11 protein-coding genes are annotated in these 14157 nt (G+C 74.0%); 2 read left to right on the forward strand and 9 right to left on the reverse strand.

Annotation, left to right across the window (positions count from 1 at the left end; genetic code table 11):
* Positions 1-3: 3 nt before the first annotated feature.
* From ACZ3YL_RS21095 to ACZ3YL_RS21105, 3 genes are all read right to left on the reverse strand, one after another.
* On the reverse strand, positions 4-1230 hold the full coding sequence (locus tag ACZ3YL_RS21095) for a cation:proton antiporter (protein ID WP_188306636.1): 1227 nt from the start codon (positions 1228-1230) through the stop codon (positions 4-6).
* 253 nt (positions 1231-1483) lie between these two features.
* Positions 1484-2815: an NAD(P)/FAD-dependent oxidoreductase gene (locus ACZ3YL_RS21100; protein ID WP_465659044.1), complete on the reverse strand. Its 1332-nt coding sequence runs from the start codon at positions 2813-2815 to the stop codon at positions 1484-1486.
* Between the two features lie 443 nt (positions 2816-3258).
* Positions 3259-4164 carry a TIGR01777 family oxidoreductase gene (locus tag ACZ3YL_RS21105; protein WP_465659046.1) on the reverse strand — a complete coding sequence of 302 codons (906 nt, stop codon included), beginning with the start codon at positions 4162-4164 and terminating at the stop codon, positions 3259-3261.
* Positions 4165-4229: 65 nt separating this feature from the next.
* Here ACZ3YL_RS21105 and ACZ3YL_RS21110 point away from each other — a divergent pair, with 65 nt between their 5' ends.
* Both ACZ3YL_RS21110 and ACZ3YL_RS21115 read left to right on the forward strand, forming a co-directional pair.
* Positions 4230-4730, forward strand: a complete 501-nt coding sequence (locus ACZ3YL_RS21110; RefSeq protein WP_465659048.1) for a GNAT family N-acetyltransferase — start codon at positions 4230-4232, stop codon at positions 4728-4730.
* Positions 4731-4828: 98 nt separating this feature from the next.
* Complete coding sequence (locus ACZ3YL_RS21115; RefSeq protein ID WP_465659050.1) at positions 4829-5923, forward strand: DUF2510 domain-containing protein; 1095 nt, start codon at positions 4829-4831, stop codon at positions 5921-5923.
* A gap of 15 nt (positions 5924-5938) precedes the next feature.
* On the opposite strand, the gene ACZ3YL_RS21120 is transcribed toward ACZ3YL_RS21115, so the two are convergent.
* The 6 genes from ACZ3YL_RS21120 to ACZ3YL_RS21145 all read right to left on the reverse strand — a co-directional run bounded on the left by ACZ3YL_RS21120 (position 5939) and on the right by ACZ3YL_RS21145 (position 14155).
* Entirely contained in the window at positions 5939-6454 is a 516-nt protein-coding gene (locus ACZ3YL_RS21120) for a DUF4240 domain-containing protein (protein ID WP_188305781.1), read from the reverse strand.
* A 170-nt stretch (positions 6455-6624) separates the two neighbouring features.
* A complete protein-coding gene (sucB, locus tag ACZ3YL_RS21125; RefSeq protein ID WP_465659052.1) occupies positions 6625-8388 on the reverse strand; it encodes a 2-oxoglutarate dehydrogenase, E2 component, dihydrolipoamide succinyltransferase in 1764 nt (587 codons plus the stop codon).
* Positions 8389-8453: 65 nt separating this feature from the next.
* Entirely contained in the window at positions 8454-9842 is a 1389-nt protein-coding gene (gene lpdA, locus ACZ3YL_RS21130) for a dihydrolipoyl dehydrogenase (protein WP_188305783.1), read from the reverse strand.
* Between the two features lie 405 nt (positions 9843-10247).
* The gene (locus ACZ3YL_RS21135) at positions 10248-11753 is read right to left on the reverse strand and encodes a leucyl aminopeptidase (RefSeq protein WP_465659054.1); all 1506 of its coding nucleotides are present in this window, start codon (positions 11751-11753) and stop codon (positions 10248-10250) included.
* Between the two features lie 256 nt (positions 11754-12009).
* A complete protein-coding gene (locus tag ACZ3YL_RS21140) occupies positions 12010-12801 on the reverse strand; it encodes an adenosylcobinamide-GDP ribazoletransferase (RefSeq protein WP_465659055.1) in 792 nt (263 codons plus the stop codon).
* Between the two features lie 241 nt (positions 12802-13042).
* On the reverse strand, positions 13043-14155 hold the full coding sequence (locus ACZ3YL_RS21145) for a nicotinate-nucleotide--dimethylbenzimidazole phosphoribosyltransferase (RefSeq protein ID WP_188304017.1): 1113 nt from the start codon (positions 14153-14155) through the stop codon (positions 13043-13045).
* Positions 14156-14157: the final 2 nt, after the last annotated feature.

A 14157-nucleotide genomic window follows, 5' to 3' on the forward strand; every position in this document is an offset into this window, starting at 1 on the left:
AGCTCACCAGCTCTCGGCCCGGACCCTCGGCTGCTCGCCGTCGGCGGCCGCCGACGGTCGCACCCCGCCCCGCACCCGCTGCGCCGCCAGCGGGAACACCAGTACCGACAGCATGCCGGCGCCCACCAGCGCCGCCGCCGTCGAGGACGGCAGGTGCCCGGCCTCCACCTCGATCGTGGTGATCACCACGACCAGCGGCAGCGCCGTCGCCGCGTACATCCCGAGCGCCGTACGGTCCCGCCCGCCGAACCCGGGCGGGGTGAGCAGCGCGGCCGGCACGCCGCGCACGGCGAGGAACAGGAGCAGGAACGCCGGGACGAGCAGCAGCGTGCCGGGGTCGTCCAGCAGCGCGTCCAGGTCGAAGTTCATCCCGCTGACCACGAAGAAGATCGGCACCAGGAAGCCGAAGCCGATGCTCTCCAGCTTGGCCTCGATCACCTCCTCCTCGGCCTGCCGGATGTCGGAGAGCAGCAGCCGGGAGACGATCCCGGCGGTGAAGGCACCGAGCAGCATGTCCAGGTCGAGCCAGAGCGCGGCCGCGACCATGACGGCGAGCACCAGGATCACCGCCCGGATCGCGAACTGCCCGGAGGTGCGCAGGGTGCGCTCGATCAGCCGGGTGGCCCAGGCCGGGCGCGGCCGGCGGGCGCCGAGGACGGCGACGGCGGTGATCACCGCGAAGGCGCCGAGGATGATCGCGGTCCGGGCCGGGGAGTTGCCGCTGAGCAGCACGGCGATCGCGATGATCGGCCCGAACTCGCCGACGGCACCGGTGGCCATCACCAACGAGCCGAAGGGGGTGGGCAGTTCGCCGGAGTCGCGGAGGATCGGCAGGATCGTGCCGAGCGCGGTGGTGGTGAGCACGAGCCCGGCGAAGGCGCCGTTCCACGGGTCCCGGTCGACCAGGGCGCCGATGCCGAGGGCCAGTACGAGCGAGACCAGCCACGCGGTGCCCGCCCGTTTCAGCGGGCCGCCGCGCAGCTTGGCGAAGTCGATCTCGTACCCGGCCAGGAACATCAGCATGGCCAGGCCGAACTGGGACAGCGCGTTCACCCGGTCGTCGACGTGCGCCCAGCCGAGGACGTCCGGGCCGATCAGCACGCCGAGCACGATCTCGAACACCACGGTGGGTACGGCGATCCACCGCAGCAGCCGGTCGGCGAGCAGGGGCGCGGCGACGGCTGCGGCGGGGATCAGGATCAGCGCCACCGGCTGGGCGGAGACGCTCACCGGGCGTACGGCCGAACGGTCGAAGCCGGTGGAATCATCCGATGAGCGGCCAGAGCGGTCATGCGAGGCATCCTGGCACGCCGTCGGTCTGTCACCCCGGCAGACCGCTGGCGTGTCCGTTCCCCCCGCCGGAGCACCGTCGAGTCGGGCCCCGCCGGACCGGCCTCAGCCCGAGCGCCCCCGCCGGACCGGCCTCAGCCCGAGCGCCTCCGCCGGAGCACCCTCGGCCCGGGTTCCCCCCGCGACGCCGGCCTCACGCCGCCGCCTCGGCCTCCCGCGCACCGGCCGGCAGCCCGAGGTCGCCCAGCACCGCCCGGGCCGCCCGCCGCCCGGAGACCAGCGCGCCCTGCACGGTGCTGGTGTCCCGGTGGTCCCCGGCGACGTACAGGCCGGCCAGCAGCCGCACCGGGCGGCGCGGGTTGTGCGGCGGCGGCATCGCCGGCAGCGCGTCCGGGACGTGCCGCACGCTGAGGAACTGCCAGTCCGCCGTCGGGACGCCGTACAGCGCGGCGAGCCGGGCCCGGACGGCCGGTTCCAGCGTGGCCGGGCCGCCCGCGTCGAAGGAGCGCCGCCCGAGCACGGTGGTGGCGATCAGCGCCTGCCCGGCCGGGGCGTAGGACGGGTGCAGTTCGCTGAGTACCAGCGAGTGCGAGACCAGCGGCGGGTGCCCGTTCGGCCGGTCGGCGTCGAGCAGCAGGACGGCCTCGCCGACCGGGGCGCGGTCGGCCGCGTGGAAGAAGGTGGTGACGGGGTGGAAGTCCGGCACCCGCAGTCCGGGCAGCAGTCCGGCGGCGGAGCGGGCGTCGGTGGCGACCACCACGGCCTGGGCGCCGATCCGCCCGTGGGCGAGGGTCTCCACGCCGTCGGCGCCGATCGAGGTGACCCGCACCCCGGTCCGTACGGTGCCGGCGGGCAGCGCGGCGGCCAGCTGGGCGGGCACGGCCGCGATCCCGTCGGCGGGCAGACAGAGCCGGCCTCGGGCGTAGGAGCGCAGCACCAGGTCGGCGATCCGGCTGCTGGTGCCGAGGGCCGGGTCGCCGAGCAGGGCGCTCAGCAGTGGGCGCAGGAAGCCGTCGACGGTGCGCGGGGCGAGTCCGTGGCCGGTCAGCGCGCGGGCGGCGGTGGTCTCCGGGCGGGCCTGCAGCCGGGCGGCCGGGGTGGTGGCGAGCCGGCCGAGCCAGCTGCCGAGGCGGGCCTTGTCCAGCGGGCTGCCGAGTGGGGCCCGGAGGGCGGCCTGCCGGGCGGCGGTGAGCTGTGGGTCCCCGGTGCGGTAGCGGCGGCCGGCGCTGTGCACGAGTACGCCGGGCGCGAGCGGGCGCAGGTCCAGACGGTCGAGGTCGAGCGCCCGGCGCAGTTCGGGGAAGGCGGTGTTCAGCAGGTGGCTGCCGTCGTCGAGACGGAAGCCGTCCAGTTCGCGGGTGGCCATCCGGCCGCCGATCCGGTCGCTGGTCTCCAGGACCTGGACGGTGAGGCCGTGGCCGGTGAGTGCGCGGGCGGCGGCCAGGCCCGCGAGTCCGGCGCCGACCACGACGACGTCCGGGTCGGACGGGCGACGGGCGCGGCGGGTGAAGTCGTACGTGGGCACTGGGGTGCTCCCTCCCTGGTCCCGGGGCTCCGGCCGACGCAGGCAGCGGGGTGCCGGGACACGGTCCGAGGAAGGTGATGCCCAGTCAGTGTGAGCATCAGACAAGTGCGGTGGACCGGATGCGGGGCTCGGGAGGGGTGGTGCGCCCCCGCGCGGGGGCGTGGTCACGGACAGTGCGCCGTGGCGCCCGGGTTACCGGGTCGGCGGGCGCGCACGGTCACCGGGGGCGTGCGACGCGCCCGCCGTGTGCTCCCGTGCGCCCCCTCCCGGAGCCCCGTCCGACCCCCGCCCGGCATATGCCCCTGGTCAGGGCGAATGCCGTACGGGGACTACGCAGAACAGACCGTCACAGCGCCGCCCGCGGAGGCGTCACGGCATCACCGGGAGGCCGCGGAGGCCGCGGACCGCCGCCCGCGGAGGCGTCACGGCATCACCGGGAGGCGTCAGAGCGCCGCCCGCACCGCCGAGTCCAGGTCCGGGTGCGCGAACCGGAATCCCGCGTCGAGCAGCCGCCGCGGCACCACCCGGTGGCTGCCGACCACCTCGACCGCCAGCTCCCCGAGCACCGCCTTGAGCACCGCCTCCGGCACCGGGAACGGCGTCGGCCGCCCCAGCGCCCGCCCGAGCGCCGCGGTCAGCTCGGCGTTGGTGGCCGGCTCCGGCGCGGTGAGGTTGAAGGCGCCGGAGAGGTCGTCCCGGTCGAGCAGGAAGCGCAACGCGGCCACCTCGTCGGCCAGCGAGATGTAGCTCCAGTACTGCTTCCCGCTGCCGAGCCGCCCGCCCAGGCCCAGCTTGAACAGCGGGAACAGCCGCCCGCCCGCACCGCCCGCGGCGGAGAGCACCATCCCGGTGCGCGGGTGGACGACCCGGATCCCGGCCCGTTCGGCCGGCCGCGCGGCCGACTCCCACTCCAGGCACACCTCGGCCAGGAAGTCGTCCCCGGCGGGGGAGTCCTCGTCGATCACCCGGTCGCCGGTCTGCCCGTACCAGCCGACCGCGGAGGCGCTGACCAGGACCTTCGGCGGCTCCTTGAGCTCCGCCAGCGCGACGGCCAGCGTCTCGGTGCCGTACACCCGGCTCTCCCGGATCTCCCGCTTGTAGGAGTCCGTCCAGCGGCGGTCGCCGACCCCGGCTCCGGCCAGGTGCACCGCCGCCTCGACCCCGGCGAGCCCCTCCCGGTCGACCTCGCCGAGCAGCGGGTTCCAGCCGATCGCGGTGCTGCCGTCGGGCTGCGGCCCGGTCCTGGAGCGGTGCCGGACGAGCCGGACCACCTCGTGGCCGTCCGCCAGCAGGGAGCGGACGAGCGCCGAACCGATCAATCCCGTGGAGCCTGTGACAGCGATGCGCATGGGCCCATCCTCGCAGTTCTTATGGCCTGTCACCTCTCGCACGCGCCCCACTAGCATCAGCCGGCATGACCCGTGAAGACGATCCGACCATCCGCCCGGCCCGGCCCGAGGACGATCGCGGCCTCGCCGAGCTCAACCGCTCCTCCTGGTCCACCCTGTCCGACGTAGCCTCGGAGCCGCCCACGGCGGACGGCGTCTTCGACGAGCGGCACACCCCCGAGCAGTACCTGCTCGCCGAGCTGGACGGCCGGATCGTCGGTTACGTCCGCCAGGTCCCGGCGACGCCACTGGCCGTCAACCGGCATGTGCGGCAGATCCAGGGTCTGGCCGTCGACGACACGGTGCGGGGCCGGGGCATCGGCCGCCGGCTGATCGAGGCCACCTGCGCGGCGGCCCGGGCGGACGGCGCCCGCAAGATGACCCTCCGGGTGCTCGGCTGGAACGCCCCGGCCCGCCGGCTGTACGAGAGCTGCGGCTTCGTGGTCGAGGGCGTGCTGGTCGAGGAGTTCCTGATCGACGGTCGCTTCGTGGACGACGTCTGGATGGCCCGCCAACTCACCGACTGAACCTGCCCCGGGAGCCGATGGGGCGTCAGATCGGGTGCTGCGGAGTCGTGACGTACCTGACCTGTCTGCACCGCCACCGAGCCGGGTACCGTACGCCCGTGAGCAACTCGACGCCTCCCGGGTGGTACCCGGTCCCCGGTGCGGACGGCACCCCCGGTCACGAGCGCTGGTGGGACGGCAACGCCTGGACCAACGAGGTCCGGCCGCTCCAGGGCGGCGCCGGACAGCTCGCCGACGCCCCGACCCAGCAGTGGCAGCCCGCCACCCCGCAGCCACCGCAGCCCGGCTACGGCTACCCGGCGCAGGGCGGCCCGTCCGCCCCCGGTTACGGCTACCCGGCCCAGGACGCGGCCCAGAACCCCGGCTACGGCTACCCGGGCCAGACGCCGTACCCGGGCCAGACGCCGTACCCGGGCCAGGCGTCCTATCCGGGCCAGGCGTCCTACCCGGGCGCGGCCTACGGCTACCCGCCACCGGCCGGCCCCGGCAGGAACCGGACCGGGGTGATCGTCGGCATCTCGGTCGCCGTGCTGGTCGTCGGCGGGATCATCGCCGGGCTCGTGGTCAACAGCGGCCAGGACACCACGGCGGACCCGACCCCGAACCCCACGGTCACGGTCACCCAGAGCGACCGCCCGTCGCCGAGCCCCACCCCGACCACCGCCGCCCCCAAGCCCGTCCCGTCCCTCAAGAGCACCGTCCCGGACCCGCAGCACGCGATCACCGTCCCGGTGTTCGACGGCTGGGACGCGGCGGCCAACTCCGCACACTCCACCGTCTACCTCGGCAGCGGCCGCTACACCTGCGCCGACGGCAACTCCTGCATCCGCGGCCAGTTCTCGATCGAGAAGGACACCGTCCAGGGCGACACCCCGAAGGCGGCCGCCGACGCCACCATGGCGGGCTACGCCGGGACGATCTTCACCGGGATCACCTCGCACACCGACTCCGGTTCCGGCTACGTCACCGTCGCCGGCGTGCTCGGCTACGCCACCCGCTGGCACATCCGCACCTCGGACGGCACCCAGGGCTACGTCCTGCTGGCCGCCGTCCCGGCCAAGGGCGGCGGTTACGTCGTCTTCGAGGGTGGCGTCGACGACGACCCGGCCGCCCCGGACCCCTCGGTGCTGGACCAGATCCTCAAGGGCGTCAAGCAGGACGGCACCGCCGCCACCCCCGGCAGCACCGCCTGACCCGTCGGATCCGCCTCAGTCCCCGTAGCGCTCCCAGAGCTTGGGGAAGCGTTTCGCCATGACGTCCGGGTCCTCGAAGTCCAGCCTCGCCCCGGCCGGCCGCCCCGCCTGCCGCCCGCCCACCTCGGGCAGCGGCAGGCCGGTCAGCTGCTCGTACGCCTCGTCGGCGGCGTAGCCGAGGTCCTCGGCCTCGCCGTCCTCCTCCTCGTCGAACTCCGGCAGTAGGTCCGCCAGGTCGTCCGGTTCGGCCAGCCCGCCCTCGAAGATCTCCCGGCCCTGGCCGATCAGCCAGCAACGGAAGTAGTCGAAGGTGTCCTCGGAGGCGCCGTCCAGCAACAGGTGGGCAGCGCCCCACAGGTCGTAGCGGTAGGCGCGCTGGAACCGGGCCTCGAACAGCCGGGCGAAGTCGATCACGTCGTCCGGGGTCAGCTGGACGAGGCGCTCCACCAGCCGCTCGGCCTGTTCGTCGGGATCGCCGTCGGCGGCCTCCCAGGTGTCGTCGATGATCTGCCAGAAGTCGGTCTCGTCCATCACTGCTCAAGCATCCCTGTTCCGTCGTCTCCATGCATGCCATGACCCGGCGGAATCCGCATCCCGGGAACGCCGGAGCCCCGCACCGTCCGGGGACGGCGCGGGGCTCCGGTCAGCCGGTGACAGCCCGTCACAGCCGGTTACGGCTGTGCTGCCTCAACGGCGGTGTCTCACAGGCCGAGCTCGACCTCGAACTCGCCGGCCTCCAGGATCTCCTTGACCGCGACCAGGTAGCGGGCGGCGTCGGCGCCGTCCACCAGGCGGTGGTCGTAGGAGAGCGAGAGGTAGGTCATGTCACGGATGCCGATGGCGGTGCCGCCGTCGGCCTCGATGACGACCGGGCGCTTGACGGTGGCGCCGATGCCCAGGATGGCGGCCTGGTTCGGCGGCACGATCACGGTGTCGAACAGCGCACCGCGCGAGCCGGTGTTGCTGATGGTGAAGGTGGCGCCGGACAGCTCGTCCGGGGTGATCTTGCTGTCGCGGACCTTGGTGGCCAGCTCGGCGGTCTTCTTCGAGATGCCGGCGATGTTGAGGTCGCCCGCACCCTTGATGACCGGGGTCATCAGACCCTTCTCGGAGTCCACCGCGATACCGATGTTCTCGGTGTCGAAGTAGGTGATGGTGCCCTCGGCGTCGTTGATCCGCGCGTTGACGACCGCGTGGACCTTCAGGGCCTGGGCGGCGGCCTTCACGAAGAACGGCATCGGCGAGAGCTTGACGCCCTCGCGGGCGAGGAAGCCGTCCTTGGCCTTGGCGCGCAGCGACATGATCTTGGTGACGTCCACCTCGACCACGCTGGTCAGCTGGGCCTGCTCGTGCAGGGCCTTCATCATGTTGTCGCCGATGACCTTGCGCATGCGGGTCATCTTGACCGTCTGGCCACGCAGGGCGGACGGCGCGACGGCGGCCTTCGGCGCAGCGGCCGGGGCGGCAGCGGCGACCGGGGCCGGAGCGGCCTTGGCGGCCTCCGCGGCGGCGATGACGTCCTGCTTGCGGATGCGGCCGCCGACGCCGGTGCCGGCGACGGAGGTGAGCTCCACGCCGTGCTCGGCGGCGAGCTTGCGCACCAGCGGGGTGACGTAGGCGTCACCGGCGTCGGCCACCGGAGCAGCCGGGGCGACCGGAGCCGGGGCGGCAACGGGGGCCGGAGCAGCGGCCGGAGCCGGAGCAGCGGCAACCGGGGCCGGGGCGGCAACGGGGGCCGGGGCGGCAACGGGGGCCGGAGCGGCAACCGGGGCCGGAGCGGCAACCGGAGCCGGGGCGGCCGGGGCGGCAACGGGGGCCGGAGCGGCAACCGGAGCCGGAGCAGCGGCGGCGGCACCCGGGGCACCGATCAGCGCGAGCTGGGCGCCGACCTCGGCGGTCTCGTCCTCGCCGACCAGGATCTTGACGACGACGCCGGCGACCGGCGACGGGATCTCGGTGTCGACCTTGTCGGTGGAGACCTCGAGCAGCGGCTCGTCGACCTCGACCGTCTCACCCTCGGCCTTCAGCCAGCGGGTGACGGTGCCCTCGGTGACCGACTCGCCCAGGGCCGGCAGCAGCACCGGGGTGGCGTCGGCGGCGGCCGGAGCAGCCGGAGCGGCGGCCGGGGCGGCAGCCGGAGCAGCCGGGGCCGGAGCGGCCACCGGAGCCGGGGCGGCGACGGGCGCGGCCTCGGCCACGGGGGCCGGAGCGGCGGCCGGGGCGCCGGTGCCGTCGTCGATGATCGCCAGCTCGGCGCCGACCTCGACGGTCTCGTCCTCGCCGACCTTGATCGAGGAGAGGATGCCGGAAGCCGGAGCCGGGATCTCGGTGTCGACCTTGTCGGTCGACACCTCGAGCAGCGGCTCGTCGACCTCGACACGCTCACCCTCGGCCTTCAGCCAACGGGTGACGGTGCCCTCGGAAACGCTCTCGCCCAGCGCGGGCAGTGTTACTGAGACCGCCATGGTTTCAGCGACTCCTATCAAGTCTTGCGTACGGGAAGTACTGGAAAGGGGGGTGGTGGGCGCGATCAGTCGTGCGCGTGCAGCGGCTTGCCGGCCAGCGCCAGGTGCGCCTCGCCCAGGGCCTCGGACTGGGTCGGGTGCGCGTGGATGAGCTGCGCGACCTCGGCCGGCAGGGCCTCCCAGTTGTAGATCAGCTGGGCTTCGCCGACCTGCTCGCCCATGCGGGCGCCGACCATGTGGACGCCGACCACGGCGCCGTCCTTGACCTGGACGAGCTTGATCTCGCCGGCGGTCTTCAGGATCTTGCTCTTGCCGTTGCCGGCCAGGTTGTACTTCAGGGTGACGACCTTCTCCTTGCCGTACAGCTCGACGGCCTTGGCCTCGGAGATGCCGACGGAGGCGACCTCCGGGTTGGAGTAGGTCACGCGCGGGACGCCGTCGTAGTCGATCGGCATCGGCTTGAGGCCGGCCAGGCGCTCGGCGACCAGGATGCCCTCGGCGAAGCCGACGTGGGCGAGCTGCAGGGTCGGGGCGAGGTCGCCGACGGCCGAGATGGTGGGCACGTTGGTGCGCATGTACTCGTCGACCAGGACGTAGCCGCGGTCCATCGCGACGCCGTTCTCCTCGTAGCCGAGGCCGGCCGAGACCGGGCCGCGGCCGATGGCGACGAGCAGCAGGTCGGCGTCGATCTGCTTGCCGTTCTCGGTGGAGACGCGGACACCGGCCTCGGTGTACTCGACGCCCGAGAAGCGGGCCTTCAGCTCGAACTTGATGCCGCGCTTGCGGAAGGCGCGCTCCAGCAGCTTGGAGGAGTTCTCGTCCTCCAGCGGGACGAGGTGCGGCAGCGCCTCGACGATGGTGACGTCGACGCCGAAGGACTTCCAGACCGAGGCGAACTCGACGCCGATGACGCCGCCGCCGAGGATGACGGCCGACTTCGGGATCCGGTCGAGCTTGAGGGCGTGGTCGGAGGAGATCACGCGGTTGCCGTCGATCTCCAGGCCCGGGATCGAGCGCGGCACCGAACCGGTGGCGAGGACGATGTGGCGGCCTTCGATGCGCTGGCCGTTCACGTCCACCGAGGTCTGCGAGGAGAGCTTGCCCGCGCCCTGGATGAAGGTGACCTTGCGGGATGCCACCAGGCCCTGCAGGCCCTTGTACAGGCCGGCGATGACGTCGTCCTTGTACTTGTGGACGCCGTTGATGTCGATGCCCTGGAAGGTGGCCAGGACGCCGAACTCGGCGGCCTCCTTCGTCTCGTCCGCGATCTCGGCGGCGTGCAGCAGGGCCTTGGTCGGGATGCAGCCGCGGTGCAGGCAGGTGCCACCCAGCTCGCCCTTCTCGACCAGGGCGACGCTCAGACCCAGCTGAGCGGCGCGGAGCGCCGCGGCGTAACCGCCGCTTCCGCCTCCGAGAATGACTACGTCGAAAACGGTGCTGGCGTCGTTCGCCACGTCACGTCCTCCATGCAATGGGGTGGGTCGCCGGGCCGGTCGCGGTCCGGTGGGTCGGAAGCCTTTGTGGGGCGCCCAGTCGTGCCGGAAATACATCTTCGCACTTGTTCGCGGTGGCTGATGTCCGGGTCCACCCCAGGGGTGTCCCGCGGAGTGGTCACCGGGGCGGGAATACCCCCGACGGAAGGGCATCATCGCAGCTCAAGGCCTTGTTGACAGCCGCCGGACGGGCGGCTTCCGCCCGCTTCGGCGTCGCCTCTTCCGCAGTGCGGAACAAAGTTTCGCCCGTGGCGAACAAGGGTGCGGTGGGGAGTCCCGGGCTACTCGCAGGTAACCCGTACGGGAACGCCGACGGGGGCCCGGCGCACCCGCGCCGGGCCCCCGTCGAGGCCGGGACCTGGAGGATCAGGCCTTGCCGTTGGCCGCGGTCTGCTCCGCGAAGCGGACCAGGGTGCGCACCGCGCTCGCGGTGCCGCCCTTCGGGGTGTAGCCGAACGGCGCGCTCTCGTGGAACGCCGGGCCGGCGATGTCCAGGTGCGCCCAGTCGGTGCCCTCGGTCACGAACTCCTGCAGGAACAGGCCGGCCACCAGGCCGCCGCCCATCCGCTCGCCCATGTTCGCCAGGTCGGCGATGGTCGAGTCGGTCATGCCCTTCTTCAGGTCGGCCGGCAGCGGCATCGGCCAGGACTGCTCGCCGACCTCGCCCGCGAGGGTGTGCAGGTTGTCGCGCAGCTCGTCGTTGTTGGCCATCACACCGAAGGTGCGGGTGCCCAGGGCCAGCACCATGGCGCCGGTCAGGGTCGCCACGTCGACGATGACGTCCGGGGCGTCCTCGCCGGCCTTGACGATCGCGTCGGCCAGCACCAGACGGCCCTCGGCGTCGGTGTTCAGGACCTCGACGGTCTTGCCGCCGTACATGCGCAGCACGTCACCCGGGCGGGTCGCGGTGCCGGACGGCATGTTCTCGGCCAGCGCCAGCCAGCCGGTCACGTTGACGGCCAGGCCCAGGCGCTTGGCGGCCACCACGGCGGCGAACACGGCGGCGGCGCCGGCCATGTCGCACTTCATGGTCTCGTTGTGGCCGGCCGGCTTCAGCGAGATGCCGCCCGAGTCGTAGGTGATGCCCTTGCCGACGAACGCCAGCGAGGCCTTCGCCTTCGGGTGGGTGTAGGCCACCTTCACCAGCCGCGGCGGGTTGGCCGAGCCGGCGCCGACACCCAGCAGACCGCCGAAGCCGCCCTTGGTCAGCGCCTTCTCGTCCAGCACCTCGACCTTGAGGCCGTGCTCCTTGCCGGCCGCCTGGGCGATCGCGGCGAAGCTCTTCGGGGTCAGGTCGTTCGGCGCGGCGTTGACGAGGTCGCGGGCGCGGTTCATCTCCTCGCCGATCGCGGCGGCCCGCTCCACGGCGGCCTTGGCGTCCTTGCTGCCCTTGCGGGCGGTCAGCACGACCAGCTCGCCGACCGGCTCCTTGCCGACGCCGTTGGCCTTGTACGTGCCGTAGGTGTACGAGCCGAGCAGGCCGCCCAGCGCGACCGCCTCGACCTGCTCCGCGGACTCGGCCGGCAGGGCCAGCGCGGCCTTCTTGGCACCGGCCAGGGTGCGGGCGGCGACGCCGCCGGCGCGGCGCAGCGCCTCCAGCTCGTAGCCGTCCTCGGCCGCCTCGCCGAGGCCGACCGCGAGCACGAGCGCGGCCTTCAGCCCGGCGGGGGAGGCCACCTTGACGGCCTCGCCCTCGGCGCCGGTCGCGCCCAGGGTGCCGAGGATCTCGGCCAGCTTGCCCTCGAACGCCTCGTTCACGGCCTCGGCGCCGGGCGCCAGCAGCATGCCCTTGGGGCCCTTCGCGACACCGACCACCAGGGCGTCCGCGCGCAGCGAGGCGGCGGAGGAGGTGCTCACAGACAATGCAGTCACGTAATGCGTCCTGTTCTTTCGCGGTCCACGGCCGGTCGCGGCGTGACTGCCGAACCGGCGCAGCCCGCCGTCCAGGCTGTCCGCCGGCGGGACCAGCGGGTCCGGGCCCCCTGGTGCGCGCGGCCGCGACGGCGGACGCGAACACCAGAGGACCCGGCTCCACGGTGCGCGCCGGGCGGGCAGGACCTGCCACGGTGCAGGGCTGCGGTGCTTCAGGCATGGTAGTCCGCATGCTGGGATCACGCGCCGCCCGGTGTCAGCCCAGCAACGCCAAGGCGAACAGCGTCCCGGTCGCGGCGGTCTCGGCCATCGCGCCGAGCACGTCCCCGGTGATTCCGCCGAACCGGCGGACACACCGCCCGAGCAGCAACCGGGCCCCGCCCGCCCCGAGCGCAACGGCCAGCGGGAGACGCACGGCTGACCATCCGTCGAACAGTCCGGCCGCGGCCAGGGCCAGTGCGGCGACGAGCGTCCCGATGACGGCCCCGGCGGGTGTGACGGTGCCCGCCACCATCGCCCCCAGCCCGCCCGGTCGGGCGGCCGGCACCGACCGCAGACAGCCCCAGGCGAGCGCGCACCGCGCGGCCACCGCCGAGGCGAGCACGGCGAGGGCGCCGCGCAGCGGCGACTGCCCGAACTGGCCGGCCAGCGCGGCGACCTGGACCAGCAGCACCAGCAGCAGGGTCAGGACGCCGAACGGGCCGATGTCGGACTGCTTCATGATCCGCAGCGCGTCCTCGGCCGGCTTGCCGCTGCCCAGCCCGTCGGCGACGTCCGCCAGGCCGTCCAGGTGCAGCCCGCGGGTCAGCGCGGCGAGCACCCCCACCGCCGTCCCCGCCCCCAGCAGCCCGCCCGCCCGCCAGGCCACCACCGCGCCCGCCGCGGCGGCGATCCCGCCCAGCACCACCCCGACCACCGGCGCCGCCGTCATCGCCCGGCCCGCCGCCGCCCGGTCCCACCGCTCCACCCGCACCCGCAGCACGGACAGCGTCCCGAACGCGAACCGCAGTCCCTCGCCCCACGTCGCCCGCCCACCGTCGCCGGCCATCGCTCCCACTCCTCCACCCGCACCGAACCGCACTCACCCCGCACCCCGCGCTCGCCCGAAGCCCGAAGCCCGAAGCCCGAAGCCCGAAGCCCGGAGAACCGGAGCCCCGCGCCCCGCCTCCCGACAAACAGAATCCCCGCGCCCCGAAAGGGGCGCGGGGAACCGCGCGGAGCGGAAGGCCACCGGCCGGAAGCCCGGTCGCCGACCGTCAGCTGTCAGAGCGTCCGGACTCCCGCCGCTGCTACAGCTTCCTGAGCAGATCCGCCGCCGACGGCAGCTTCGGCTGCTCCTTCGGCGCCGCCGGTACGAACGGCCTCGGCGCCTCGTCCGCGAGCGCGTCGCCGGCCGCCTGGAGCAGCGGCAGCGCGAGCACCGCGCCGACGCCCTCGCCCAGGGTGATGCCCTGGTCCTGCAGCGGCGTCAGGGTGAGCCGGTCGTAAGCCTTCGCCTGGGCCGGCTCACCGCTGGACTGCCCGGCCCGCCACCACTCCGGCGCCCGGAAGGCGATCCGCTGGGCGACCAGCGCGCAGGCCGAGGAGACCACGCCGTCCAGCACCACGGGCAGCCGGCGGACGGCGGCCTGCAGCAGGAAGCCGGTGATCGCCGCGAAGTCGGCCCCGCCGGTGGCGCCGAGCAGCGCCAGCTGGTCGCCGAGCACCGGCCGGGCGCGTCGCAGCGAGTCCCGGATGGTGGCGCACTTGACCATCCACACCCGGTCGTCGATGCCCGAGCCGCGCCCGCAGACCGCGGCCGCGTCCGTCCCGCACAGCGCGCCGACCAGGACGGCGGCCACCGTGGTGGAGCCGACCCCGAGGTCGCCGAGCAGTACCAGGTCGGTGCCGGAGTCGGCCTCCTCGTCGGCCACGGCCATGCCGGCCCGGAAGGCCCGGACGGTCTCCTCGGGGGTGAGCGCGTCCTCGACGTCGATCCGGCCGGAGCCGCGCCGGATCCGGTGGGCGACCACCTCGTCCGGGAAGTTCGCGGGGTCGGTGTCCACGCCGACGTCGACCACCCGCAGTTCGGCGCCGTAGCGGGCGGCCAGTCGGGCCACCGGGGCGCTGCCGTCGAGCACGGCCCGCACCCGGGCCGCGGTGCCGCCGTCGGCGGGCAGCCGGGAGACGCCGAGCGCGGCCACGCCGTGGTCGGCGGCGAACAGCAGCACCTTGGGCGCCGAGACCGGCCGCACCGGGGAGCGCCCCTGTACGGACGACAGCCAGCTGCCCAGCTCCTCCAGCTTGCCCAGGCCGCCACGCGGCCCGGCCTCCTGCCAGCGTTCCTCGGCGGCCCGGCGGGCGCTGTCGTCGGGGCGCTCGACGAGCGAGGAGAACGTATCGAGATCCACGGTCGTGTCCATCG

It is taken from the genome of Kitasatospora sp. NPDC023176 (genome assembly GCF_055560495.1).